This window comes from uncultured Proteiniphilum sp., from assembly GCF_937873925.1.
In the GTDB taxonomy this organism is placed as follows: Bacteria; Bacteroidota; Bacteroidia; order Bacteroidales; family Dysgonomonadaceae; genus Proteiniphilum.
Window position 1 is genome coordinate 12,155 of record NZ_CALNAT010000062.1, and the last position, 26,238, is coordinate 38,392.

The 26,238-nt window shown below is 43.4% G+C and carries 14 protein-coding genes; all 14 read right to left on the reverse strand.

What is annotated here, in order from left to right; translation table 11 throughout:
- Positions 1-66: 66 nt before the first annotated feature.
- The 14 genes from Q0502_RS04275 to Q0502_RS04340 all read right to left on the reverse strand — a co-directional run bounded on the left by Q0502_RS04275 (position 67) and on the right by Q0502_RS04340 (position 26,206).
- Entirely contained in the window at positions 67-1,221 is a 1,155-nt protein-coding gene (locus Q0502_RS04275; RefSeq protein WP_298647556.1) for an aldose epimerase family protein, read from the reverse strand.
- Positions 1,222-1,304: 83 nt separating this feature from the next.
- A complete protein-coding gene (locus Q0502_RS04280) occupies positions 1,305-3,323 on the reverse strand; it encodes a hypothetical protein (protein ID WP_298647558.1) in 2,019 nt (672 codons plus the stop codon).
- Positions 3,324-3,410: 87 nt separating this feature from the next.
- Positions 3,411-4,403: a family 43 glycosylhydrolase gene (locus tag Q0502_RS04285; RefSeq protein WP_298647599.1), complete on the reverse strand. Its 993-nt coding sequence runs from the start codon at positions 4,401-4,403 to the stop codon at positions 3,411-3,413.
- 86 nt (positions 4,404-4,489) lie between these two features.
- A complete protein-coding gene (locus tag Q0502_RS04290) occupies positions 4,490-5,431 on the reverse strand; it encodes a sialidase family protein (protein WP_298647561.1) in 942 nt (313 codons plus the stop codon).
- Positions 5,432-5,622: 191 nt separating this feature from the next.
- The gene (locus Q0502_RS04295) at positions 5,623-7,434 is read right to left on the reverse strand and encodes a sugar-binding domain-containing protein (RefSeq protein WP_298647564.1); all 1,812 of its coding nucleotides are present in this window, start codon (positions 7,432-7,434) and stop codon (positions 5,623-5,625) included.
- Positions 7,435-7,600: 166 nt separating this feature from the next.
- Complete coding sequence (locus tag Q0502_RS04300; protein ID WP_298647567.1) at positions 7,601-11,617, reverse strand: two-component regulator propeller domain-containing protein; 4,017 nt, start codon at positions 11,615-11,617, stop codon at positions 7,601-7,603.
- 415 nt (positions 11,618-12,032) lie between these two features.
- Positions 12,033-12,707, reverse strand: coding sequence for a DUF3823 domain-containing protein (locus Q0502_RS04305; RefSeq protein WP_298647570.1), 675 nt, complete (start codon positions 12,705-12,707; stop codon positions 12,033-12,035).
- A 35-nt stretch (positions 12,708-12,742) separates the two neighbouring features.
- A complete protein-coding gene (locus tag Q0502_RS04310) occupies positions 12,743-14,584 on the reverse strand; it encodes a RagB/SusD family nutrient uptake outer membrane protein (protein ID WP_298647573.1) in 1,842 nt (613 codons plus the stop codon).
- A gap of 5 nt (positions 14,585-14,589) precedes the next feature.
- Positions 14,590-17,700: a TonB-dependent receptor gene (locus Q0502_RS04315; RefSeq protein WP_298647601.1), complete on the reverse strand. Its 3,111-nt coding sequence runs from the start codon at positions 17,698-17,700 to the stop codon at positions 14,590-14,592.
- A gap of 566 nt (positions 17,701-18,266) precedes the next feature.
- Complete coding sequence (locus tag Q0502_RS04320) at positions 18,267-19,676, reverse strand: sulfatase (RefSeq protein WP_298647576.1); 1,410 nt, start codon at positions 19,674-19,676, stop codon at positions 18,267-18,269.
- Positions 19,677-19,720: 44 nt separating this feature from the next.
- Positions 19,721-21,961 (reverse strand): sugar-binding domain-containing protein, encoded by a 2,241-nt coding sequence (locus tag Q0502_RS04325; RefSeq protein ID WP_298647579.1) that lies wholly within the window; start codon positions 21,959-21,961, stop codon positions 19,721-19,723.
- 98 nt (positions 21,962-22,059) lie between these two features.
- Complete coding sequence (locus tag Q0502_RS04330) at positions 22,060-23,484, reverse strand: arylsulfatase (RefSeq protein ID WP_298647582.1); 1,425 nt, start codon at positions 23,482-23,484, stop codon at positions 22,060-22,062.
- 104 nt (positions 23,485-23,588) lie between these two features.
- The gene (locus tag Q0502_RS04335) at positions 23,589-25,274 is read right to left on the reverse strand and encodes an arylsulfatase (protein ID WP_298647585.1); all 1,686 of its coding nucleotides are present in this window, start codon (positions 25,272-25,274) and stop codon (positions 23,589-23,591) included.
- Complete coding sequence (locus tag Q0502_RS04340; RefSeq protein ID WP_298647588.1) at positions 25,274-26,206, reverse strand: DUF1735 domain-containing protein; 933 nt, start codon at positions 26,204-26,206, stop codon at positions 25,274-25,276. Before Q0502_RS04340 ends, Q0502_RS04335 begins: the two co-directional genes overlap by 1 nt.
- Between the last annotated feature and the right edge of the window lie 32 nt (positions 26,207-26,238).

Here is a 26,238-nt window from a genome sequence, read left to right on the forward strand (position 1 = left end):
ACAAACAAAAATTTCGGGCTACTATATAATGACAGTAGCCCGAAATCGATCTTTTGTCAATAATTGTTACTGTTGCACCGTGAATTTATAGATGCAGCGGCTCGTGTATTTCTCACCCGGATTCAGATAGGGAGAAGGCCAGTCGGGTTTGTTAGGCGAATCGGGATATTTCTGCGTTTCCAGACAGATAGCATTCCGCTTTCCGTAAACAGCTCCATACTTACCGGTTACCGTTCCATCGAGGAAATTTCCGGTATAGACCTGTACACCCGGTTCAATGGTATACACTTCCAGTTGAATGCCGGTAGCGGGTGAATAAACCGTAGCGGCCACCTGCGAAATATCACCGTTTGTATTCAGTACCCAGTTATGGTCGTAGCCATCGCCGTTTTTCAGCTGATCGAAATCATACTGGTCAATTCGCGCTCCCACGGCGGTAGGCGTTCTGAAATCCATTGGTGTACCTTCCACTTTTTCAATTTTTCCTGTCGTCATAAATGTATCGTCCACCGGCGTGTACTGATCCGCGTTGATCGTCAGCAGGTCATTGAGAATGGTGTTATTCGCGTCTCCCGACAGGTTGAAATAGGAGTGATTGGTCAGGTTGACCACCGTCTCCTTGTCCGTTTCGGCTTCATACTGCAGATCGATGGCATTATCATCTGTCAATGTCATCGTCACCTTCACACTCAGGTTACCGGGAAATCCGGCTTCTCCGTCTTTCGACAGATAGGTAAGTACCACCGATTGGTCGTTCGGCTGAACGGCATCAAAAACCTTCCGGTCGAATCCTTCCGGTCCGCCGTGTAGCGTATGTCCGAAATTGTTCTGGGGCAATTGATATTCCACCCCGTCCACCGTGATCTTTCCGTGGGCAATCCGGTTGCCGTAACGCCCGATAGTGGCTCCGAAATTGTTGTTGATATTGACATAGTCCTCTATGTTATCAAAGCCGAGTACCACATCCTGTAATTTACCATCCCTGTCGGGGACCATCACCGAGACAATCCGTCCGCCGTAGTTGGTTACGGTAACTTCTATCCCGTTCGTATTCTTCAGTACATAAAGGTCAACCGAGTCACCGTTTACCACTGTCTGAAAATCACTCTTCTTCAATCCCGAGAGAGTCGTTTGCTCCACGGGAGACTCTTTTTGCTTGTTGGTACATCCAGCCACGGCAATGATTGCCAGCAGCAGGATCAATTGATTAAGTCTCATCATTTTTCTAATTTATATTGAATAGATTTTTCCGGATCTGTCATTTTTTCACAAATTTACATGATTTTTTTTATCTACCTATAATTCTATTCCGATAAAAAAGATTCGGTCCTACCGGGAGAAAGCAATTCCCACAGGGATGCAACCGTCCACCCCGGAGCAAAAATATCGTTATAAAAACCTTTTCCATTCCTGCCGTAATCCCAATTGGTATGTTGCACCACTTCAGGATAATATCCCGTTTTAGCAATACCGCACATATGGCTGTCAAACGGCAACAGCTGGCGCATGGAGGAAGAGATGACTTTCACAAAATCCTGAAACCGAGGCTCATCGTATCTTTTAGAAAGCCAGTTCAGTACAGAGCCAAATTCGAAGATAAACACATCGATATGATTATTTTCTACCGAAACATTCCCCCATCCTCTGGTTTTCAAACCGATATCGCCGATCATCTGCCCTTGCGCAAACGGCACATCCCACATATAATACCATGAAAGGGCAAAGTAAGACGCCTTAAGACACAAATCGGAGTAGCGTTGTTGTTCATCACCTTTGGAGATCAATGCCAGATAATACATTGCCGTTGCAGCGTATAAAGACGCCTCCTTATCTTCGCAATTGGCATCCAGCGTGGACGAGAAATAGTCGGCTTTCGAAATTATTTCGTTCTCCAGATAATCAGCGGTCCTTTTAGCGGCATCCAGGTATTTTTTGTCGTTAAAATATTGATAAGCCATGACCAATGGTAACGTTACCGAAGGCGTACTACCACCACTCCCGTCCTCAATGGCAAGATCATCTTGAAACTTACGCGGAAAACTTCCGTCCGCATTTTGCAAAAATAAGATTTTTTCTAATAAAGTTTGTAATCTACCCTCCCATTCCGGATGTTTTCTGCCGTTATTTTTTTCATATTGAAGGAAATGAAACATAGCATATAGCCCCTCGGATTGGCGACGGATACTGAATACACCGGTTTCGGAATTATTATCGAAATTCACAAATTCACGGAAAAGGCCGTTGGGTGTGAAACCATGATTCAGGTAACTATCGAAAACGGCATAACTGTTGGACACCAATTCGGAACGATTATTCTGCCGCCCATATTCCAACGCGTTGAAAGCGTTGAGCAGGACTCTGCCGACGAAGCCCACCTCGGTACGTCCGAGACTCTCACAGGTAGCTACCACCATTCCTTCTCCTGAATTAAATTTCAGGGGATGATCGCTCACAAAACTCTGGGTGAAAAATCCGGTAAGTGTTTCTTTCACAAAATCATCACTAAATGGCGTATCCACAGGTTTTGGGCGCCAGATATCATAACTGTATTCCCATAATTGACGAATGAGTCCGGAGAAATCAGACGCTCTTCCCGATTGTAAGAGCCATGTTAATTTGATCGATTCTCCTTTTTCAAGAAATTGAAATGCTTCTACCGACGGTGCCAGCGTAAGTTTCCGAATATACGTTTTCGGTGTTTCATAATAGGGAAACCCAAAAGAGATGGTTGCACTGTTGTCCACATTTTCAAATCCGGTGTAGCCGATAGATGTTTTACCGGAAACAATCACTTCCCCATCTTTGTGGGTTGTAAGCGCCTCATCCTTAAAATCATCCATACGCATAACCGACAGATACTCCCCTGTTTTTTCATTGAAAACAGCGATCATCGGCACACTTAACCGGTCTTCACGCACCGTCCAGCTATCGGATGTATGAAAAGAAGGGGCTTCTTCGGGTGAACGCAGATTACGACGGTACCAAAAACCAGGCATGTAGAATTGGCAATCGCTATGAGAATAAGCAGTGTTGATCCGCTGCTTGAAGTTAAAATAAATATCCTCTTTGGCAGATATAACAACTTCTACCCTATTCTCTTTCATTGTCCGTGTAATGACAACCGGGATATCCTTATCCGCTTTCAATTGAGCCGGATGTTCTCCCCCTAATTCTTTCAAGGGATAGTTTACAGCCTTGTTTCCCGGTATTTTCAACGCTATTGAAGTATCAAAATTCCTATCCGGTATCTGAGCAGATAATTGTTTGCTGCTCAGTATACCCAAAGTAACAATACAGTATAAGGTGATTTTTTTGATTTGCATACGATTAATTTACTTGATATGAATTAATTGAATAAGATAGTAGATCATCAAATACCAAGATCTCATTCGATGGAAACTCTGTTATTTTTAAAATATGGGTTTTGAGGCCTCCAGGGACGGGCTGCCCCCTTCAATATAAGGCCAGTCATTCTCCCATCGTACCTGATCCATAACCAGTACCCGTCCTTTGGGGTTATCTACGGATACAGCATGATAAAAGATCCAATCCTGTCCTTTTGAGTCCTGCACAATCTCCGAATTATGCCCTGTACCCACAAATTTTTGATTTTTCTGAATTACCCTCTCATGACGGTTATCCATCATTGACCTGCCCTCCTTGTCAAGGTAAGGGCCAAAAAGATTATCTGAGCGGCCTACCACAGTAGTATAGGTACTGTTCAATCCTTCACAGCAGGATCCGATAGAGGCAAACATGTAATAATAACCGTTCCGTTTGTGTATATATACTCCTTCATAAGCTGTTCCCGCTACCTGTTGTTTTTCAGCCCCCGGTTTTAAGGAAAGGCCGTCATCCGACAGTTCAACGGCATAAATGCCGCGGAAACTACCCCAGAACAGGTATTTTTTTCCTTCTTCTTCGATATAGAACGGGTCAATGGAATTTTGCACGTTGATTTCGTTGCTGCGGAAAAGTTTACCATGATCGGTAAACGGCCCTTCGGGTTTATCGGCGCTGGCAACACCGATACCACATGTCCATTCCCCACCCCAGACCGACATGGAATAGTACAGTACATATTTTCCGCCGATCAAATTGATGTCGGGAGCCCACAGTCCGCCTTTGGGTTCGAACGTAGGCCGGGTTGCATCGGTAAATGCCCTACCGGTTAATTCCCAGTCCACCAGATTCTCAGAACGGTGAATAGGCATATTTCTGATATCTTCGGTCGCGAAGAGATAAAAATAACCGTCATCCGCCCGGATAAGGGTGGGATCGGGAAGACTGTAATTAATTACGGGATTTTTATAGGAGCCCTCATTATTACCGGGCCCATTCACTGCCGTTTCACTGCTTTTACATGAAGAAAACAGGGTAAGCAGAAAAAAAAGTTTTACTATATGAATCATCCTGTAGATTATATTAATTGATTAATGAATAAGACAGTAATAATCACCCATCTGATCTTATTCGATATAAACTTTTTTTATCTTTTAATAATTTTTCCTTTGATCATCCATATACCGATCTTATCGGAACTAAAATTTGTAGAGGCTAAAGCAGCGACAGTATTATTCCCCAAATCATAGAGCGCATTCCATTTGGCTTCTTTAGACAATGGTACATCAAAAGGCTGTGACGGATTTCCGAAATCAGAGGGACGATCACTCACCACAACCTCCATAGTAGATAATTCCCAGTCGGAAGTCCTGTTTTCCGTAGTCTGGTACGAAAGCAGAAAGAGATTTTTATCGGTACGAATCAGGTAAGGCGCCCCGGCATAGACCTCCCCGGCCAGAGGATATTTCAATGCCGAATAACGGTAAGGTGAATTTTCCAGAACAGGGTTTACCCACGCTTGTTCAATTGAACTCTGCACCAGATACGGTTTAAATTGCTGCGACAGGTTATCTTCAATGGCAACATATATCTTGTTACCGTCATGCACCGCGACCGGCATTCCGTCCCTTTTCCCTTTCCGGAAACAGACGGTGGTATGTTCTTCCGACCAGGAAGCGCCGTTATCGACGGAATAAATCATAGAGATCTCCTGTTCGTCGGAATCGCGATAAGGAGATTCATTGGCGAAATAAAGGTGCAACATCCCGTCGGGCAATATCAGGAAAGAAGGTTCCCAGCATCCGTCCCTGAAATAGGCGCCGGCCCGGTAAAGAATATTCGGTTCCGTCCATGTTGCTCCATCATCAGTACTTTTCTTTAGTGCGATAGAAAAAGGGTAAATCCCCTCTTTCTGCGGACGCAGATTACAAGCGAGAAGTATATCTCCGTTGGCAAGCCGGATTATTTCAGGATTGGCAATATTTACTTTTGTACTCTCACCTGTTTTTTCATCCGTATAGTTAAATCCTTCGTATGCCATTACAGGATCACTCCAGGTAATGCCTTCGTCAGCACTTCTTTTCAGCATCAGATCTCCTTTTCTATTCTCGTATACCGTTATAAGAGAGTTATCTTTTAATCTCCGCATACGGGGATAGCCACCCTGATCTGCAATGCAGATCAGGGTGCTTTCGTCCCATTCAATGAAATAATCCTGACTATTTTGTTTATTTCCGCTCTGGCAAGCAAGAAAAGAAAAAAATAGAAAAGGAAATAAAATCAATTGCCTAATATATTGCATATTTCCTGATTCACTTTTCTTACTCTCTCCTCCTCTACTTTCACCAGCTTCCTGTCATAGGTCAATAATCCGTTTACTTCGACTTCGACATCGGTAGTCTGGGTATAAACAGCGGCAGAGAATCCTTGGCGGATCAGTTGTTTCAGTTGCTCAGCATATTTGACATACTCATCGGTCACCTCTTTGGCACTGTTGAACTGTACATAGCCCCAGTTACGATCCGGTTCCCAGAGATGTTCTTTGTTAGCCCATCCGATTCCGCCGTATTCACCCAGTACAGTAGCACGCTGTGCATCATACAGATAGAGTTGGGGAGCGGGGTATTGATGCAGGTCAAGTATATCTCCCACGGGATAATGATTACCGCCACTGGCCGGATTCACTAAGCGGGAAGGATCATACTGCTTTGTCCAGTTGACAATCTCTACGGTTTTAAATTGTCCCCATGCTTCGTTGAAAGGCACCCAAACCCCTATCGATGGATAGGAATAAAGGTAATCCATGATCTCTTTCCACTCCTTGCGGAAATTAGCCTCCGATTCCGCAGAACGAACTCTTTCCACACCGTCAAAATATTTCCGCATTTGCCATTCAGGCCCCCTGTCGCCATTGGGCATATCCTGCCAAACAATGATCCCGTGACGATCACAATGGGTGTACCAGCGAGCCGGCTCCACCTTCACATGTTTACGGATCATATTGAATCCGAGTTCTTTGGTTTTCACTATATCATATTCCAATGCCTCATCGGTGGGTGCAGTGTATAGTCCATCAGGCCACCATCCCTGATCGAGGGGTCCGAACTGGAAAAGGTCCTTATTGTTTAACTGCAAGCGTACGATTCCTTTATCATCACGCTTCGTGGAATATTTACGCATAGCTGCATAGCTTTCCACCTTATCTAACTGCTTATTACCATCCCAAAGAGTAATTTCCAGATCATAAAGGTGCGGATTATCCGGCGACCAAAGTTTTACATTTTCAGGCATTGCTATTTCTACCGGCAGGTTGTTAATAGACTGTCCGGTAGCCACTACACGGGCACCTTCTTTTACTTTCACTTCTACTTTTGCCCCGGAAGTAGCCACATTCGCACTAGCCTGAACAGCCAGTATGTTTTTATCGATATCAGGGGTAATTTTGATATTTTCGATATATGTTTCGGGCACCGGCTCCAACCATACCGTCTGCCAGATCCCGGTCACCGGGGTATACCAGATACCTTCAGGCCTGTTCACCTGCTTTCCGCGGGGTTGGTATCCCTGATCCGTCGAGTCCCACACTTTCACTACCAGCGTGTTGTTACCGCTTGCCAAGGCAGGAGTAATATCAAAAGAGAAAGGAGTATAACCACCCGTATGCTGTCCTACTTTCACACCGTTCACCCAGACATCTGCTTTCCAGTCTACTGCCCCAAAATGAAGGAGTACTTTATTGTTTTTCCATTTGGAAGGCACGGTAAACTCGCGTTGGTACCACAACTCATTGTCGCTGCCAACCCGTTTTTGTACTCCCGAGAGGCTTGACTCTACCGCAAACGGCACCAGTATCTGTCCGTCGAAATTGTCCGGTTTTTGTTTCCCCACCGGCAGGATGGCATAATTCCACAATCCATTAAGATTTTGCCATTCGCCACGCTCCATAATAGGTCTTGGATAGTCGGCCAACACGTTATTTACATCAATTTGTGATGCCCACCGGGTTTTAATTTTATCTCCCGCCGGCTGCCACTGGGCAAAAAGAGAGCCGGTTGCCAACAGAAAAAAGAATACGATCAGATTTGTTCTCATACGTTTGACTTGTTAAAATATTTATGTGTATTATATTGAATAAAGATTGATTTAACAATTGTAAATTTCCCCTATATCTTCAGAAATCACGAAAATAGTTAATTTCAGCATGACAGTGCCGCACCAATTGTATCAAAATATATCAGTTTTATCTCACCCCTCTCTTTTATTCAAAATCTTTGGGTAAAATCCCGAATTGCTGTTGAAAACACTTGGTAAAATAGGAAGGTGAATTAAAACCGACCATATAACAAATTTCATTCACTTTGTATACTTTTTCTTTGAGTAACTGCGCAGCTTTTTTCAGACGCTCTACCCTGATATATTCGTTGGGTGTCAAATCCAGCACACCTTTTATTTTCCGGTAGAAACTGGCACGGCTCATATTGAATTGTTCCGCTATATCTTCGACAATAAAATCGGAGTTATCGAGATTTTCCTGTACGATGGCATGCAGTTTTTTGATAAACTCCTCATCCGACTTGCTCTGAACAATGCTACCGGCTCCTATAAACGGGTTTTGCAGAAACGTTTCACGCAGTTTTTCGCGACTTTCCAGTAAATTAGCAATCTGTGCCATCAACACCTCCAGCGAAAAAGGTTTATCTATATAAGCGTCGGCTCCTGTTTCAAATCCCTGTACTCTGGATTCCACATTCACTTTGGCAGTCAACAGTATGACCGGGATATGACTGAATTCAATATCTGATTTGACCCGTCCGGTAAATTCCAGACCATCCATATCCGGCATCATCACATCGCTTACGATAAGATTCACCGTTGTCTCACGAAGTATTTCCAGCGCCTGTATTCCATTCTTTGCGGTCACCACATGGTAGTGGGGCGACAGAAATTTCTCTTCAAACTGCAACAATTCCAGATCATCATCTACGAGCAATAATGTAGCGGCGGCTGTTGTTCTAGTGGTCTTTCCCTTACTTTTTTCCGCCTCTTTGTCTTTTTCCGGTTCCCCTGTCGTTTCTGCCAATACTTCATCCACTTCACCTGCCGGGAGTATAAGATGGAAACATATCCATTCACTCTCCTCCTCTGCTTCCAGCACCAAATCACCTTTATGTAATTCTGCCAACGATTTGGAGAGTGCCAGGCCGATCCCCGTTCCCGCCACCTTATGGTCTTTTTTCCTATCGACTTGTACAAACGGCTTAAAGATATCTTCCCGATATTTCTCAGGGATCTCTTCCCCGTCATTTACCGTAACCAAATGGAACTGTTTATACTGCTCGCCCGTTACCGTATACGCTTCCACCCGCACATAACTCTCACAATATTTGACAGCATTGTTCAACAGATTACTCAGGATTTTAAGGAAAGCTTCTTTATCCACTTTGATGAAGATATCCTTTTCAGGCAGAGTAAGTTCAAACTGTACTCCCCCTTGTTTAGCCAAAGGAGTAAACCGGAGGAAAGTGTCACGAATCAATTCCGACACATTTATCCTATGCAGGTTCAGGGAATAGGCATCCGACTCGGTTTTCCGAAAATCAAGCAGTTGGTTGGTAAGATTAAGCAAGCGGTCGGTATTCTTACTCATGATCTGGAGGTTCTCCTTCACCTCGTCCGATACCTGCCCGGTCATGATCACATGACTGAGCGGCGCTTTGATCAATGACAACGGTGTACGTATCTCGTGTGCCACATTGGTGAAAAAATCGATCTTCGAACGGTATAGTTCCCGCTCTTTCTGTTGCTCGAAATCTCTCATCCGTTCCTGTTCCCTCAACCGGTTGCGCAGGTAAAAAAAGCGTGTAAAAAAGAATATCCCCGTAAGTAGCAACAGGAAATAGAGAAGGTAAGCCCACCCGTTTAACCAGAAAGGGGGACGGATATCTATTGAAAGTCTTTTCACACTTTTGACGGGCTCATTTCCATCTTCACCTGCAAAACCCAGCAAAAGTTCATAATTTCCGGGTTTCAGGTTTGAATAAACAATAGTCTGTTGATCTGCTGCCTGAAGCCATTTTTTATCGAGCCCCTCCAACCGGTAAAAGACCCTGTCTGTATGCGAACCGGAGTAATTCAGCACAGCATACCGCAAACTAAGAGAATTCTGATGATGCGGTAAGCTCAGTCTATCTGTATATAAAATGCTCTGCTTTATAGGTGACCCGTTATCCGAAGGGGTCATCCTTACATTATTAATAAAAAGATCAGTGAGGACAAGAGGTGCAACCGACTGGGACTCTTTAAAAGTTGAAGGATTAAACCGTACAAAACCATCAAGCGATCCAAAATAAATATGGCCGTTCGATGTTTTATAACTTGATTGATAATTGAATTGATTTGTTTTTAATCCGTTGGTAACATGATAATTTTTAAAAGTACCCTTCTGCGGATCAAATTGGACAAGTCCTGAATTGGTGGACAACCAGAGGGTTCCTTCATCATCATCTACAATCTGGTACACCACGTCATTCGGTAAGCCATTCAAACTATTGAACGTTGAAAATGTTTCGGACTCTCTGTCAAAGAGACAAAAACCCCCTCCCTGCGAGGTGATCCACAATCTGCCTTTACTATCTTCAAAGACACTGGTTGCTTTATTATAAGGAAGGCTGTGTTCATCCGAAGCATTATGCTGAAAAATTTTCCAGTCGTTCGTGGCAGGATCGAATCTGTAAAGACCGTCTAAAAAAGTGGATATCCAAATCAACCCATAGCTATCCTCAAAAATATCCATTATGGACATCCCTTTCATCTCTTTTACCTGTCTGAAATGATCCTTTTCATAATCATAAGTATCCACCCCTGACAGCGTACCCACCCACAACAGTCCCTGCCTGTCCTTACACAATGCGAACGGACTGTTTTGACTGATCGTATTCGGGGTATCCGATTGTGTATAAGTTATCAATTCTCCGCTTTTTGTATTGTATCTGACCAATCCTTTGGAGTAGGAACCGATCCAGAGATAGTCCCCATCGCTCAACAAAGCATGTATATTGGTATATAACGACCTCAACGGTAGGGGTAACGGTTGAAAAGTGTCAGTTACAGGGTCAAACAGATTGAGTCCGCCATCTTCCGTCCCGATCCATATTTTACCGTCGGGCGCACTGCAAAATTCTCTGACCCGCCGGCCTTTCATATTATTTCTGTCGGCTATCGGATAAAACAGATCGAAGCTATTATACCGGTTTGCGTAATAATTCACTCCTCCAAAATATGTTCCTACCCAAATTCCTCCGTCCCGGTCCTTATAGATAGAATAAATAGCATTATCGGAGAGGGAATAAGGCATTGAGTTGTTGTGCCGCAAATTGGTCACCTCCTCTGTTTCGGTATCATAGATATAGATCCCCGACTCCGTACCGATCCAAAGGGTATTTGGATCAACTCTTCTTATACACCGGGCAAAAACAGGTTCCCCGCCGGCATCTTCACTTAATAAGATACGGTGTGTTCTATTAATCGTGTTAATGCCGATTACTCCTTTTTGCGATGTAGCCAACAACAGATAGTTATACCGGTCGGCTATCACATTCAGCACCTCTCCCACATGATAGAAAAGTTCCTTATCATCCACCAGGTGGAAAGGAGTAACTTCTCCTGTTTTCTTATCAATACGAAGGAATAGGGATGAATAAGGAAATACCCATACGCCTCTATTGTTATCGGGACACAAACTGACCATTTTTAATCCATCCTCTACCAATGGTATAGTGTAAAAATTAAGTACATCCCCGGCAATATTATAGTGATAAATCCCCTTACCTTCTACAGACATCCAGATATCGCCATCATGATCTGCGATCATTTCGGTAACAACACCGTCCACATAATCATCTTTAGGGGTTGTCTTGTTAAAACGATAAAATTTCTCTTGCAGTACATCATAAATATAGACACCATTCTCTGTTGCGACCCAGATATTATCATTTTTATCCTGCAATATACGGTGAAAAACATTGTCATTTAAATCACTTTCGGGTGAAAATTTAAACACCTTGAACGAGGTACCGTCAAATCTGTTCAGCCCGTCTTTCGTACCGAACCACATAAAACCCCGGTTATCCTGAAAGATAGAACGAACCGTATTTTGCGACAGACCGTTATTGATATTATAATGTGTGAATGTGTAGTCAGGGGAACCGGATAAACGGCTGCCACTAAAGAAGATCATGCCCCACAACAAGACAAAAAGAGTAAATAACCTTATCATTTTCATTTCAAAAAAATATAACACCGTCCATTCTTATCTATACCATTTCTCCAGCAACTGCCTCAACGGATATGACGCCGTTATATATATCCCCTATATTTCGAGGGCTAAAAATAATAAAAAAAAGGGGAATAGCCTTTGTAACCGGATTATTTTATCTTGTCGGCACTACTCCCTTTCTGCTCTCAAACGGTATTATTCGGTGAGATCCATATTCTAGACAGGGAGTGCCGATATCCTCAAACGCTTTCGCTATAGGGTGGAGAGATGAGGCTCGTTCGGTGTACCGAAACAATATTATTCACAGAACAAGTGCATATATCAGTCTATTCATTTTCATCTTTACAATTATTAAACAAACAAGAGGTTATAATTTTTTGGATTACAACCCCTCGTTTTTCGATTTAATTATATGCTATTTCAATTGAACAATTTTAGAATATATGGCCTGATCTGCCCCAATAGTTCTTACGCCTACTCTGGCAAAAAGGTATTTAGCTGAAGTAAATTCGTTATTACCCGCCATATCCATTGACAAGGTCAATGTGCCGGCCTGTAGGTCTTGAAAGTCCTTACGGGCAATATTTGACACATCGTCCACAAAAGCGGTCTTGCTTACCAATAAAGATACATAGTCTATTTCAGCTGTACTTACTATCTGCGTTACATCAAAGGTCGCATTCAATACTGAACCACTTAGCGTTAACGACTCATCGGATATGGTAAAATAAGGGGTTACTTTCACTTCCACATTGGTCGATCCTTGGAGGTTGATGACAACTGTATCACGCGCATTCACCCAGGGGCCATTCTGGTTTCGGGTTACCAATTTATATTCACCATCAAAGAGGGTCGCCTGAAAAGTGCCATCCTGCTTCACATACACCGGGATATGGTCTCTCAGTTCATATCCGTCCTGATAAAGCTGCAATTGTATTGCTTCTCCGGTTCCGCGTACTCCCAACGCTTCCCCGTCATAGGTTACTTTGCCCTGCAATACCGACTCGGGGGCATCATAATTATCAAAACCACAGGCGATAAGTATCATAGCCACCGTCGTAATTATTAAGAAGTATTTATAAAGTCTCATATTTATCATCTTTTACAAATTTACACTTAATACTATTATTGATAAGGGTTTTTTACCAATTTAGGATTATTATTAATCCATCCCTGATCAATAAAGTTATAATAATTTCTCATCTCAAAACGCCTTGGGTATGGCGACATGTGTGTGGGGAACTTATCAAAAACCCACTTACCCTGGTTGGGATTACCCGGATCATTGATCAGATAAGGGAATAAAGCCATCTGTTGGGCATACTGTTGGTTAACATACTCATTTTGACCGACTCCGTTCCAAAGTTGATGTGCCAGCCGCCAGCGTTTTAAATCCCAATAGCGATGATCTTCAAAAGCAAATTCTACCCTTCTCTCGCGGACTATATCATTAAAAGTCACGGCTGTAAGTTCTTGTATTCCGGCTCTATCGCGTACTGCGTTGATATATGTCAAAGCTTCCCCGGATTGCCCTAACTCGAATGCGGCTTCAGAAGCGATCAGATAAGCTTCTGCAATCCGGAATCGGGGAAACCACATTTCACTCCTGCGGCCGCGGGTAGAAGCTTTGGGCGTTTCATCCATAAATTTGCGGAAAAAGAAGCCTGATTTATTCACAAACTGGTTGTTTGTGGTTGTCGGACCATTCACAGATGTGATAAGGATATCGTTAGCATCTGTTTGACCCGGTTCACTGGTCCTTATTTTCCACTCCCCTCCTTCAAGATATTTCTGTCCGGCCTGCAACACGACGGTCGTACCTTTAAAATCGGCGCCGGGATAAATAACGGTACCCCATAAACGCGGATCTTTATTGGCAAAAGCGTCCTGGGGATTATCATAATAAATATAGTCCCCATTAGCCTCTTTCGTCCTGATTTGACCGTTCCGATCAGTAATATACTCAAAATCCTCCACCAGATTCAGTATAGGACCTGCATATGCGCGGTCAATATCTTCGGCATGAGAAGCAGGGATATTGGATTGTGTAAATCCGTTCGTTTGTCCGGGATATTTGTAGTCACGCGCCCAGATCACCTCTTTGTTATTATCTTTCACCGAAAGGGCTTCATAGAAATTACGTCCTCTGTCGTCGGGTTTAGTCAGTTGCAATTCATACTTGCCACTGGTTATAACCTCTTCAGCGGCCAAAAGCGCTGTCTCATAATAACCCTCTGCCAAATTGGCCGGAATACCTACTTCCTCACCGGCTGTCCGGATCGGAGCAGTCATTTTATTGTTATAATTTGCGATAGATCCGGCATAGACGGCAGCACGTGCTTTCAGCATCACTGCAGCCCATTTGGTGGCCCTTGCAGCATTCGTGGAAGGATCGGTCGGTAGGAAATTTTTAATGGCTTCACATTCGGAAATGATATAGTCATAGAGTTGAGCTTCGGTGGAGCGGGGATATTGCAGTGTGGTAACATCCATACCGGGGGTATATTCAAACACCTCGTCGCCAATAATAGGCATACCACCCATTCCACGGACCATATTAAAATAGAGCCAGGCCCTGACAAACCGGGCTTCACCGTCCAATTGAGCCCGGGTTTCGTCATCCAATACAGTTGATTCGTGTACTCCTTTCAGGAACTGGTTCAAATCACGGAGTAAAGTATAGTTATATACTCTCCAACGATCATTTTCGAAATCCTGACGGGTATCCGGGCCGCCGTCAGATCTGGAAGCCTCATCCAATATTGTGTATGTGTAAGAGTCATCTATATGTTGTCCCCAGGTTATTCTACCATAAAAGTTGGAAAGCACCGATTTTATCATTATAGGATCTCCGAATATCTGATCATCGGATAAGATGGTATCAGGTTCCCGTTCCAGGAAATCGGCGCAGTTATTGAACGAAAAAAGAATTATAGCCAAAGCTATAAATATATTTTTTATCTTCATAATTTTCAGAATTTGAGAGTTAAACCAACATTAATAATCCGCATAGTAGGATATGCCAAACCATTTGTATCCTGTATTTCCGGATCAACGCCAATTAAGTTGGTCAATCCGAACAGGTTTTGTCCTGCGAGATACAAACGCAGATCAGAGATGGAAGCTTTATTTACAATGGACTTGGGAACCGTGTAACCAAACTCGAGGTTCCTCACTTTGATATACCTCACATTTTTCTTCCAGAAAGTACTGTTCCAGTAGTTGCTATGGCTGCTATTACCGATTAACAACATGGGATATTTACCCGGGATGAGCTCACTATTGGCATCCCAGATATCTGCCAAATGCCAGGTATCTTCCATATAATACTGGGGATTATTTCCTCCGTCATGGAAGGGATTTCTCTGCTCCCATTCCTGATACCAGGTAGACATCGCTCCACCGGTCAAGTCAAATGCCAGATCAAACCCTTTCCATAAAAATGAAAAGTTGAATCCAAAGTTTAAAACAGGTGTTGAATCCTGGCGATAGCCTATGGGACGCTCATCCATCCCGTTAATCACACCGTCACCATTGATATCTTTGTATTTTATATCCCCCGGACGGAGGGTCCTGTTACCCTGGCGGTCGTTATCAATCGGCCATGAAGCAATCTCTTCCCAACTCTGGAATTGTCCGTCGGCCTCCAACCCCCAGTTAAGATATCCAAAACGTTGATTGATTGAATTCCGGTACACATTCCATGAGTTGCTGAAACGTGGTTTATACTGTTCCCAATCATAGAAACGGGAATAGGTCACATTCGCACCCACGGAATAAGTCAAATCGCTTACTTTATCCCTCCAATTAGCGACAAAATCGTATCCCTTATGCATATCCGAATTCAGATTTTCACTCGGCAAACTGAATCCTACTTCCGATGGTAATAAAATATCATACCTTGAAGCAGGTAACCCTGTACGCATACGGCGGAAAAAGTCGAAAGACCCGGACAGTTTTCCATTAAAGAAGCTGGCATCCAATCCCACATCCAGGATCCTGGCCTTAATCCATGATAGTGTTGTAACGGGAAGTCCACGAGGTTGCGTACCGATCGTATAGGCTCCGTCAATCACCGAGGAAGCAATGCCGACCCAGTCGCCATCCGCATTTCTGTATCGCTTATAGTTATATCCGCTCATATAATCAAAGGGATTATAACCGTGGATATCATCATCTCCCAATAATCCATAAGAAGCTCTCAGTTTCAGATCACTGAACACATTGGCCATCTTGGTGTCGCGCCAGAAATTCTCTTCTGAAATTCTCCATCCTACAGAGCCCGAAGGGAAGAAACCCCAACGATGATTCGGCGGGAATTGCCAGGAGCCATCATAGCGTCCGGATAGTTCCACCAGATACTTATTGGCAAAGTCATAGTTGATCCGTCCCATATAACCCACCCGGGCTTGGGTATTATTACCCGTATCATCATAAGTATCCATGGTTTCGTAATCGATCAGATGTAAAGCGTTGGAAACAGGAATCGAATGTACCCATGTAGTGGGTGTATCACGTTTGATCGTTTCCACGCCAAATACTGCGGCAATATTGTGATCAGCGATACTTTTGTTGTAAGATAGCTGGATGTTGGAGGTTATCTCTTCATTGAAACCTTGCCGTCTTTCCCGCCATGGATTGGTATTTTCGAACATCACCGGATAAGTATCTGTTTTTTCATCATAATCATACAGTTTATAGGTATATTCCTGATTATCCAATTTTTGATTTGCCAAATAATAGCTTACCAAAGCGCGGGCCTTTAATCCATCCATTATTTCATATTCAGCATCAAAATTCAATTGTACAACCCTCCATGTCTCCTCATATTTTCCGGATAGATCATACGTCAACCAGGCAAAGTTGGTTCCTGCTTCTGTGGAAGTCATGGTCGGGTAAAGCGGGTTATCGTTCGCGAACGGCCGTCGGGTGGGCAGGTTACGGAACGTACCAAAACGGGGTAACCAATAATCATCAACACCCGGCACCCCGGGGTTCACACGCCTTTCGATGCGTCCATTCATACCCCCACCAATTTTGAAACGGTCCGTGATATTGGCATTCACATTCATTTGCACGTTGGTACGGTTGAATCCCCCATAATTTACAATGATAGCATCTTGATTCAGATTTCCTACACTCAGGTAATAATTAATCTTATCTGATCCACCGGCTACATTCGCATTAATATATGTTTGGGGTGACACTTCCCAAATATAGTCATACCAATCAAAAGGCACGTATCCTTTTTCGGTGCCCTGCTGCCATTTCTGGTAATCTTCCCTATTGTACCTGTAATTGGTTACTCCCTGGACAGTTTCCGATTGTATATAATTTTTAATATAGGTAGTAGCGGTTGCCGGCTTTGGAAAATCATACAGGCTCTGCATTCCGTAATAAGCATTCAAAGTCACCGTATTCTTGGTATTACGTGTTCCTTTTTTGGTAGTTACTACCACCACCCCGTTGGCAGCACGAACACCATAAATCGATGCGGAAGCATCTTTCAAAACAGATATTGTTTCAATATCGTTAAAATCGATGTTATTAAACTGGCCTTCATCCGACTGTATCCCATCTATTACGAACAATGGCGTTCCCATATTTCGTATTTGAATAGTGGTGGACGAACCGGGGCGACCATCGGCCTGACGTGAATTGATACCGGCAATCTTGCCGACTAAGGCGCCCGATGAAGTGGAAGCCTGAGACCTGCTGATATCCTCCGAGCCAATCACAGAGATTGCCGATGTCAGCGATTCCTTCCTCTGGGCCAACCCGAATCCGGTCACAACCACCTCACTCAAGACTTCCGAATCTTCCTGGAGAGTAATGCTCAAAGTACGTCTTCCGTTGACATTCACAAGTTGTGTCGTCATTCCCACATATGAAACCTCCAGTATAGCATCCGGAGCAATATTGGACAGCGTAAAATTGCCGTCTATATCGGTAACAGTACCCACAGACAATCCCTGTACCTGGAGTGTCACTCCTATAAGGGGTTCACCGTAGGTATCCACCACAGTACCACTCACATTAATATTTTGAGCAGATACCCCAAAGCATAATATCCCAAAACACATAGATAATATGCCTTTCATCAAATTAAATGATTTTTTCTTTCTCATTCCTTCATTTGTTTAGATTATAAAACATAATAATTTAAGTGCATTCAACTTTGCACTTTTCCCAAAACAATAAAAACAATTGGCAACTTTCCCGAATTCCTTAGAATTAAAAACTGGATTTTTATATTTAACGGTTTGGTATATTTTATATAACAATCTAATGATCAAACTAATTTGCGGCAATTTAAAAAAATAACGAAAATCCGCTCTTTTGATTGTTATATTATCACAAATATCATTTTTCTTTTATAGAATGAATGCTATTTTCATCTCAAAAAATAATAAAAATTAATCATCCCTCCACCTTTCCATATTTAATAAAATGATTATCTGATTCTTGCCTTATCACCTTTTTTACTGTTTGTTTTCCTGGGGAATGAAATACCTGGGCCGCTCTCAAATAAAAGGTGATATCTCACATCGTGATATATTCACCCTCTTAGAGCCTCAGCACTGCTTCCAATAGTTTTTACTACCGATCAGTTCCCTCGTTTTTATCAATAACCTGCATATTGACTATCCTATTGAACCCAATATTTTTTCTTATGAGCAGATTGAGTATCTACCGGAATCCCCGGGTCCTTTTGTTCTCTTCTCCATTTTGTAAGCTCTTTGTTCAGTTTTTTCCTGATCCTGGCATATTCCCGATTATTGGCCAGATTATTGAATTGATTCGGGTCATTTTTGACAGAATAGAGTTCTTCGGCGGGCCGGTTATAAAAACGATCGACCAGAAAACGTTCCCTTTCACTTCTTTTTGCCGCATTCTTCCACGACTGCCACCAACCTTCGTTATGGGCCGCCGCTTCTAAATGCTTTTCAAAATAGGTACTATCAGGGAGTAAATTTTGGATATAATGATATTCATTACTGATTATCGTCCTTATAGGATAGGGTTTCCCTTCCGGTACATTATTGTGCATACAATACACATATTCGCGGTGTTCATTTTTTTTACCGAGTAAAACCTTTAGAAAACTTTTGCCCGACAAGTTCTTCTTTGCCTTTCCTCCGGCAATGTCTATGAGTGTCGGAGTAATATCGGCATATTGTACCAGCGCATCTGTTTTTGAGTCGCTGTCAATCACTCCTGCCCATTTAACGATCAGTCCCGTATGTACGCCTAAATCCCAATTGGTCCATTTTCCCCCGCTGAATTGCCAGCCCTGTTCAGTAGAAAGCATAACTATCGTATTTTCGGCCAACCCCGTAGCTTCTAAAGTTTTAAGGATTTCTCCCACTTGCCGGTCAAAATAGGTTACTTCCGCCAAATAGCGGGAATAAGCTTCGCGCACTTCCGGCGTATCGCCCAAAGTGGGAGGCAGGATCAGTTTATCGGGCGGATATGCGGAGGCATCGCCCAAAGTCCAGGGTGCATGCGGATTTGTGGAACATACGAAAAGACAAAAAGGTTGATCGTTATCCTGCTCCATAAACAATTTTATACCGGAAACATCTTCTTTTTTCTCTTTGGCAAATACGCAATTTTCTTCAAATCCCGGGACGTTGATATAAGGAAAAACCTCTGCCGGTTCTATATGTTTTTTCCCGGACACTCCCACCCTGTACCCCAAGTCTGTCAGGTAATGAAAAACACTTTTAGTGCCGGGCCTCGATTGAGAGTGATTCCATGCACATCCGCTTTCCAAAGCATACAATCCCGTATATAATTCATGCCGGCAAGGCACCGACATGGACATTCCTACATACGCCCTGTTGAACATCATTCCTTCACCAGCCAATTTATCTATATTGGGAGTCCGGGCGTTTTTACCACCATAGCATCCTATTTCATTATAGGTGCAATCGTCGGCCATTATAAATAAAATATTCGGCCGGTTATTTTTCCCGTTCCCGGTAGCGGAAAACAATAAAAGAACATTACTGAAATACCCTAACAGCGTTAAAAAAGTTAAACTAATCTTTTTCATACGAATACCCATATTTCCGATGCATGTTTTAGACAAACTTACTATTAATAGCCAAATAATCCATAATCAAATTCAGCATTCTGTTCATACGGCCCGCATTCAACGGCCAAAATGTTTTCCCCTTTCTTTAATAAAGGTATGAACTCGCTTATATTCACATCTTCATAATGTCTCCTGCTATTGATCTTCTTATCTATGACCACCGTACCGTTTAAGTACACTTTCATATCGCCAAATGACTGGATATGGAAATAAATCCCCTCCGGCATCTCATCGATTGAAAAGCGGCTTATCGAGTAAGCGGTTTCACCTTTTTTTATAGTTACCGGCGCAGTTGTTTTCTGAAATAACTCCGCATGTGCACCTTTTTGCCAGTCACCGGCCGGTTTTGAAGTAGAGGCATACAGTTGCTGACTCTTCACTTCCGAGTCCGATACAATTTTCTTTATTGCTCTTGTTTCCGTTCCATACAAGGGAGAATGTAAAATCCTTAATAAGCCCGGATCTATTTTGACAACTTTTCTGTCGTACGTCATCAATCCGTTGACCTCTCCTTCCACATCGGTAGTCTGTGTATATACCGCAGCCGACAACCCGTTGTATCTTAAGGGATATAGATTATGCATCAGTTTTGTGTACTCTTTTATCAACTCTGCACCGCTAGTATAAGTACGGTACCCCCAGTTTCGCATGGAGGGGTCCCACAGATGATCCTCGACAGGAAGGCCTAATCCGCCGAATTCACCGAGCACGACTACCCGTCCCGGATTTTGTTCCGCAGGTTCCATACCCGGCCCGGGATACTGATGCACATCGATCATATGGCCGCATTCGCGATCTGTCCATCCGCTGACACCATCTATCAATCGGGTTTTATCATAGTTCATACTCCAGTCCACAACCCGTTTTGTATCGTATTGTCCCCATCCTTCATTGAAAATCACCCAGGTAACAATACTCGGGAAGAATTTCAACTGATCCATCATGGTCTTCAATTCATGCTCCCATTGTACTGCCGATTCACGAGGGCGGTCCCAATCGTGTGCGGCATTCCAGTTTACATGCTGTTCCGACCTCTTGGCTGTCTCAAAGCCTGAGACCATATCCTGCCAGACAAGTAACCCAAGTGAGTCGGCATAGTAATAATAGAGCCATGGTTCCACTTTTATATGTTTTCGCAGCATATTGAATCCCATATCCTTCAGCACCTCCATATCATACCGCATGGCTTCTGCGGAAGGCGGGGTAAGCAACCCGTCCGGCCACCATCCCTGGTCGAGTGTTCCATACTGAAACAGGGTCTTATTATTTAACTGTATTCTCTGGAATCCCTGCTCATCTTTCACCATCGAGATCTTACGCATCGCGAAATATGAATCGATCTCATCACATACCCTGTTATTTTTCCGTAGCGATACTTCCAACCGGTAAAGAGCAGGTGATTCAGGTGTCCAGAGTTTTGGTTCCGGAATATCCAATACAATTTCTCCTGAAACAGGATAATTTTTATCAAGCATTATCTGACCGGCATCAAATACCTTTATATTCAGGGTTTCCCCGCCTTTTGTTCCTGAGAGTTCAGTATGGAGGGTAACCTGTCCTTTATCAATATCGGCAACAGGATATATTGAATTTATATGGATCTTATCTACAGGTTCAAGCCATACCGTTTGCCATATTCCGCTGACCGGCGTGTACCATATCCCCCGGGGATCAAGGACCTGTTTTCCCCTTGCCTGGCTATCCATATCCGTCGGGTCCCAAACCGACAGGACAATTTCCTGTTCTCCTTTTTTCAGGTATTTCGTAATATCGTATGAAAAGGCCGTTGAACCTCCTTTGTGCGTACCTACCGGTTTCCCATTAACCCAAACCGTTGTTTCCCAATCTACTGCCTGAAAATGCAATAGTATATTCTGTCCGTCCCAGTTTTTCGGCAGTTCAAAAGTTTTCCGGTACCATAACTTCTGATCAGGCAAAAGGCTTTTACCTACCCCCGACAAAGCGGACTCAACGGCAAACGGGACCAGTATTTTCCCCTGGAAATCACCCGGCTGTGCCGATTCCCTGGGAACAACAGCATAATCCCATAAACCGTTTAAATTTTTCCATTCTCCTCTTTTTAATTGCGGACGCGGGTATTCGCTCCATGCATTTTCAGGAGAAACTTTTTCTCCCCAGCTTGTCATTATTTTACCTTTTACCGGTTGGTAAGGTTGGGCTTTCAGAAGAATACCCATTCCAAAAAACATTCCCAACAAAATTAAAGCAACTTTCTTATACATTATCAATAATTTATAAATGAATTTATTTTAACAACATGATACCGGATCTTACTTTCACCCCGAGGATAAATTCTGATTATATGATCCTGCTAATTTATCTAATTTCCGGTTACTTTCCACTCTTCAGGCGCCACAAAACCATCGCGACCCATCCCATAATCGGGTAATGGGCGCGGAGGTTGAATGGTATCGTATGTTTTCACAAAAGACCGGAACTCCTCTGCTTTTTCTTTATAAGTATCCATCAGATTATTTTGCTCAGAAGGATCGGCATCTATTTTAAAAAGCATATCGGACTTCATTTCCATTGCAGGATTATGTCCTTTTTCAATAAATTTCCATTCATTTGAAACCACAGCTCCCAGGCCCAGATACAGGTTTCTCTCAATAACCGCCTTCTCTCCGGTTAATACGGGCAACATACTCATACCGTCAAATTCAGCTGTGGATTGCAATCCCAAAACATCTAACAGGGTGGGCATTACATCCACATAACCCGTTACCTGATCAATAGTTCTTTCTCCCTGTAATCCGGCAGGCCAGCTTAACAGCGCGGGAACACGCACTCCACCCTCGAATTCCAGAAATTTCCTTCCTCTCAGTTCCCCGCTGGAACCGTTATCCGTACCGTTATCACTGAAAAACAGGAAAATAGTATTCTCAAACTCATCCATATCTTTCAATGTCCGGATGATCTGCCCTATCCCCCTGTCCATACAGGTGACCATTGCAGCAAAAGTCTGTTCTTTATTATTTCCACGCCCGGTTTTATCACCTTGTCCAAAACGGGGTTCAGAGGGGTCAAATCCATATAGTTCCAAATCTTCATCTTTTGCCTGCAAAGGGGTATGGGGTGCGTTATAGGCCACATATATAAAGAAGGGATCTTTTTCACCGGAATAATCTTTGATGCACCGGACGGCATGTTCCGTTATCAGATCGGTACTATAACCTTTATCATATGAACTTTCCCAGTCATCATGCCAATCCAACTCTCCTTCCCTTTCCAGTGAAAAGAAATCAATGGCACCGTTTAAATGACCATAAAAATGAGTAAATCCTCTATTAAGGGGATAATACTTTTTTCTGGAATGTCCCAAATGCCATTTACCGATAATAGCACGATGCTTATAGCCGACTTTCTCCAACTCCTGGGGTAAAAATATCTCATCAGGCTCAATGCCGTAATCGCGCCAGGGAGGAATCACTACATGCCGTACTCCCATCCTGTTCGGATATCTGCCGGTTAACAGACCGGCCCGGGTAGGGGTCGATACCGGTGCCACGTAAAACCGGTTCAGCCTGACGGCCGTCTCCGCCAACCTATCCAGATTGGGGGTTTGAATATGGCTGCCGTGATAGCCGACATCTCCCCACCCTAAATCATCTGCCAGCACGATGACAATGTTGGGACGTTTACCGGTCTCGGTGACATCTCCGGAACATCCGAATGTGACTGTAGAAAGAATCAAAGCAGAGGTGGAAAATTTCCAGGTACCCTCCGAATGGACATTTAATTTCATTGGTTCCGTTAATTACTTATATTTCGAAAATATTATATTTAACCTGCGTCTGATTCAGATTTCTTTAATCCAGGAGATTCAATAACAGCAAGCACATCATTATTCTAATTACTTCGTAATTTCTGATTATCCTCTCTTCGTTTTTGCCAGATATGCTCTTCTTTTTTTCTACTTTCACGGGCGCGGACATCATATCCACGGGCATCCAAGGGAAATACCTGAATCCGGTTTGCCCACACCATCCATTGGGCAAACATTTTTTTAGTCAATTCAGGGTATTGTTCCGAAAGATCGTTTGACTCCGAACGGTCAGCCTCCATATCGTATAATTCCAATTTCCCGATGGAAGGATCATTCCCCTCTTTTGTTTTCGCGACTAATTTCCACTTTCCGTCCCGCATACCGATATTGGCCTCATGCTCCCAATAGATGGGATTTCTCCGGTTATCGACCAGTTGAAATGTGGGCAGCAAACTCTGACCCTCTAATGGCTGGATTTTTTTGTTTTTTCCCATCAACTTACCATAATCCACATCGCCCAATTCGACAATCGTTGCCATTATGTCTACAAGATGAGCCGGCTTTTGGTATAACTTGCCATGATATTCATTACTGATACCCCGGGGCCAGTGGACCACCAGAGGGGTAGCTATCCCCCCTTCATGGATCCAGTGTTTAAACATTTGAAAAGGGGTATTGCTGGCATTTGCCCAGGCTAGTCCGTAGGATTCAAAAGAGGCATCCGTGCTTCCTATTTCTCCGGTTTTATCATCATGGGATATCATTTCTGCGCAGCCTCCATTATCCGACAAAAACAGGATGACCGTATTTTCCAGTTGACCGGTTCTTTCCAATTCAGCAATAATGCGGCCTATTCCCTGATCCATATTATCAATTTGAGCGGCATATACCTCCATACGTCGGGCCAGTTCAGGCCTTACTCTTTTCGGTATAGTATACCAGGCCGCCGCATCTTTATGGCGTTCAGGCAAAACCGTATTTTCCGGAATTATACCCATTTCCTTCATACGCTCATACCTCTCTTTACGTAATGCATCCCAGCCTTTATCATATTTCCCCTTATATTTGGCAATATCTTTTTCAAGGGCATGCAGAGGCCAATGAGGTGCAGTGTAGGCGACATATAAAAAGAAAGGTTGTCCGTCCTTTTTTATTTGATTTTCACGGATAAAACCAACTGCCGAATCACTTATAGCATCGGTATAATAAAATGGTTGTTCGGGTTTAATAATTTCATTACCGACAGTCAGGCCACGAGGTGTGAAGAAGCTGCCACCCCCGGGTATAGTTCCAAAGAAGTTATCGAATCCCCGCTGTAACGGCCAATTATGTTTGTCTGCACTTTGGGTTTCATCGTAATCGCGTGTCAAATGCCATTTTCCGCTCATATAGGTGGCGTACCCTGCTGTCTTTAAGACTTCAGCAATGGTTAAACAACGATCGTTCAACTCCCCCTGATATTGGGGTGTACCTAAATGGGCTACTGTCATCCAACCCATCCCTGCCTGATGAGGATATAATCCGGTCATCAGGGATGCCCGCGTAGGACAGCTCCTGGCAGCGTTGTAAAAATGGGTATATCTGATCCCATGATTAGCCAGGCGGTTGATATTGGGCGTTTCGATCTCTCCTCCGTAACACCCGATATCAGAATAACCCATATCATCCGCCATAATAAGGATTACATTGGGTCTGTCAACTGACTGGGTTACCGCCTGTAAAGGAAATACGCCTGCTATTGCTGCCGGTAGAAAAGTTTTGAATTTCATTATCGCCATTCATTAATATACAGTCCGTTGCTTTGTACGTCACGAATCCTGTTCCGGAAAACGAGCTCTTCGGATACTGCGCATACCGTACCGTCAGGCAAAGTATAAGTATAGGACAGGTGAAAAGTTCTGTTTTCCGCATCGTAGGTACAGTTGCCGTCAGGATGCACCTCAACGGGTGAATCGGGATGAGGCGAAATTGTTACCGCGCCACCGCCGCTCGTCGGGACATCCAGTAAAAAGATATAATCTTTTGCAGGATCGTCATTATTCTTTGTATCTGCAAGCACAGCGAAAGAGGTAGGCCCGTATGTCTGTAGAAAGCGGATACTATTGGTTTCTGTCGGAATGTTTTTGTAATTCACAATGCCATCTGCGACTCCGTCTTTCGTCTTAGTGACACTTCCTGAATAATTGTAATATCCGTGCTGTTTGGCATAGTAGCTGAGAGAGATGCGGATATGGTTGGTGGCTTCAGGAATTGAATCCACATCGGACGATGAAATAATCCGGAGCGGTAATACGTATTCACCCGTCAGCGATTTAGGATCATTCAGAAAGGCCGTGGAATCTATTATAACGGGCAGATAACCTTTTAGTTCGCCTTTGGGTACTACAATTTGCGAGGCATGACCCAAGGTGTAATACGATGAGGGCAGCACTGATTGATTGGCTGCGGTTACCAGCGAGGGGTCTATTACATATTCCACAATACGGTCTTTCTTATTGTCAATCATTCCGGCAAACGTAATGCCAGCATTGATTTGCAATCCTTCTCCAACGACTACGTTACGATTGTAGTCCTGATAGACGAACAACACCGTAGTGTAGGGGTAAAGGTCTTCCGGATCTTCAAAACTGCATGATGCCAGACATACAATGGCAAAAGTTACAGCAATACCGTGAAGTACTGAAAAATAAAGATTTTTCATATTTCTCATCTGTTTATATTTATTCAATTTTC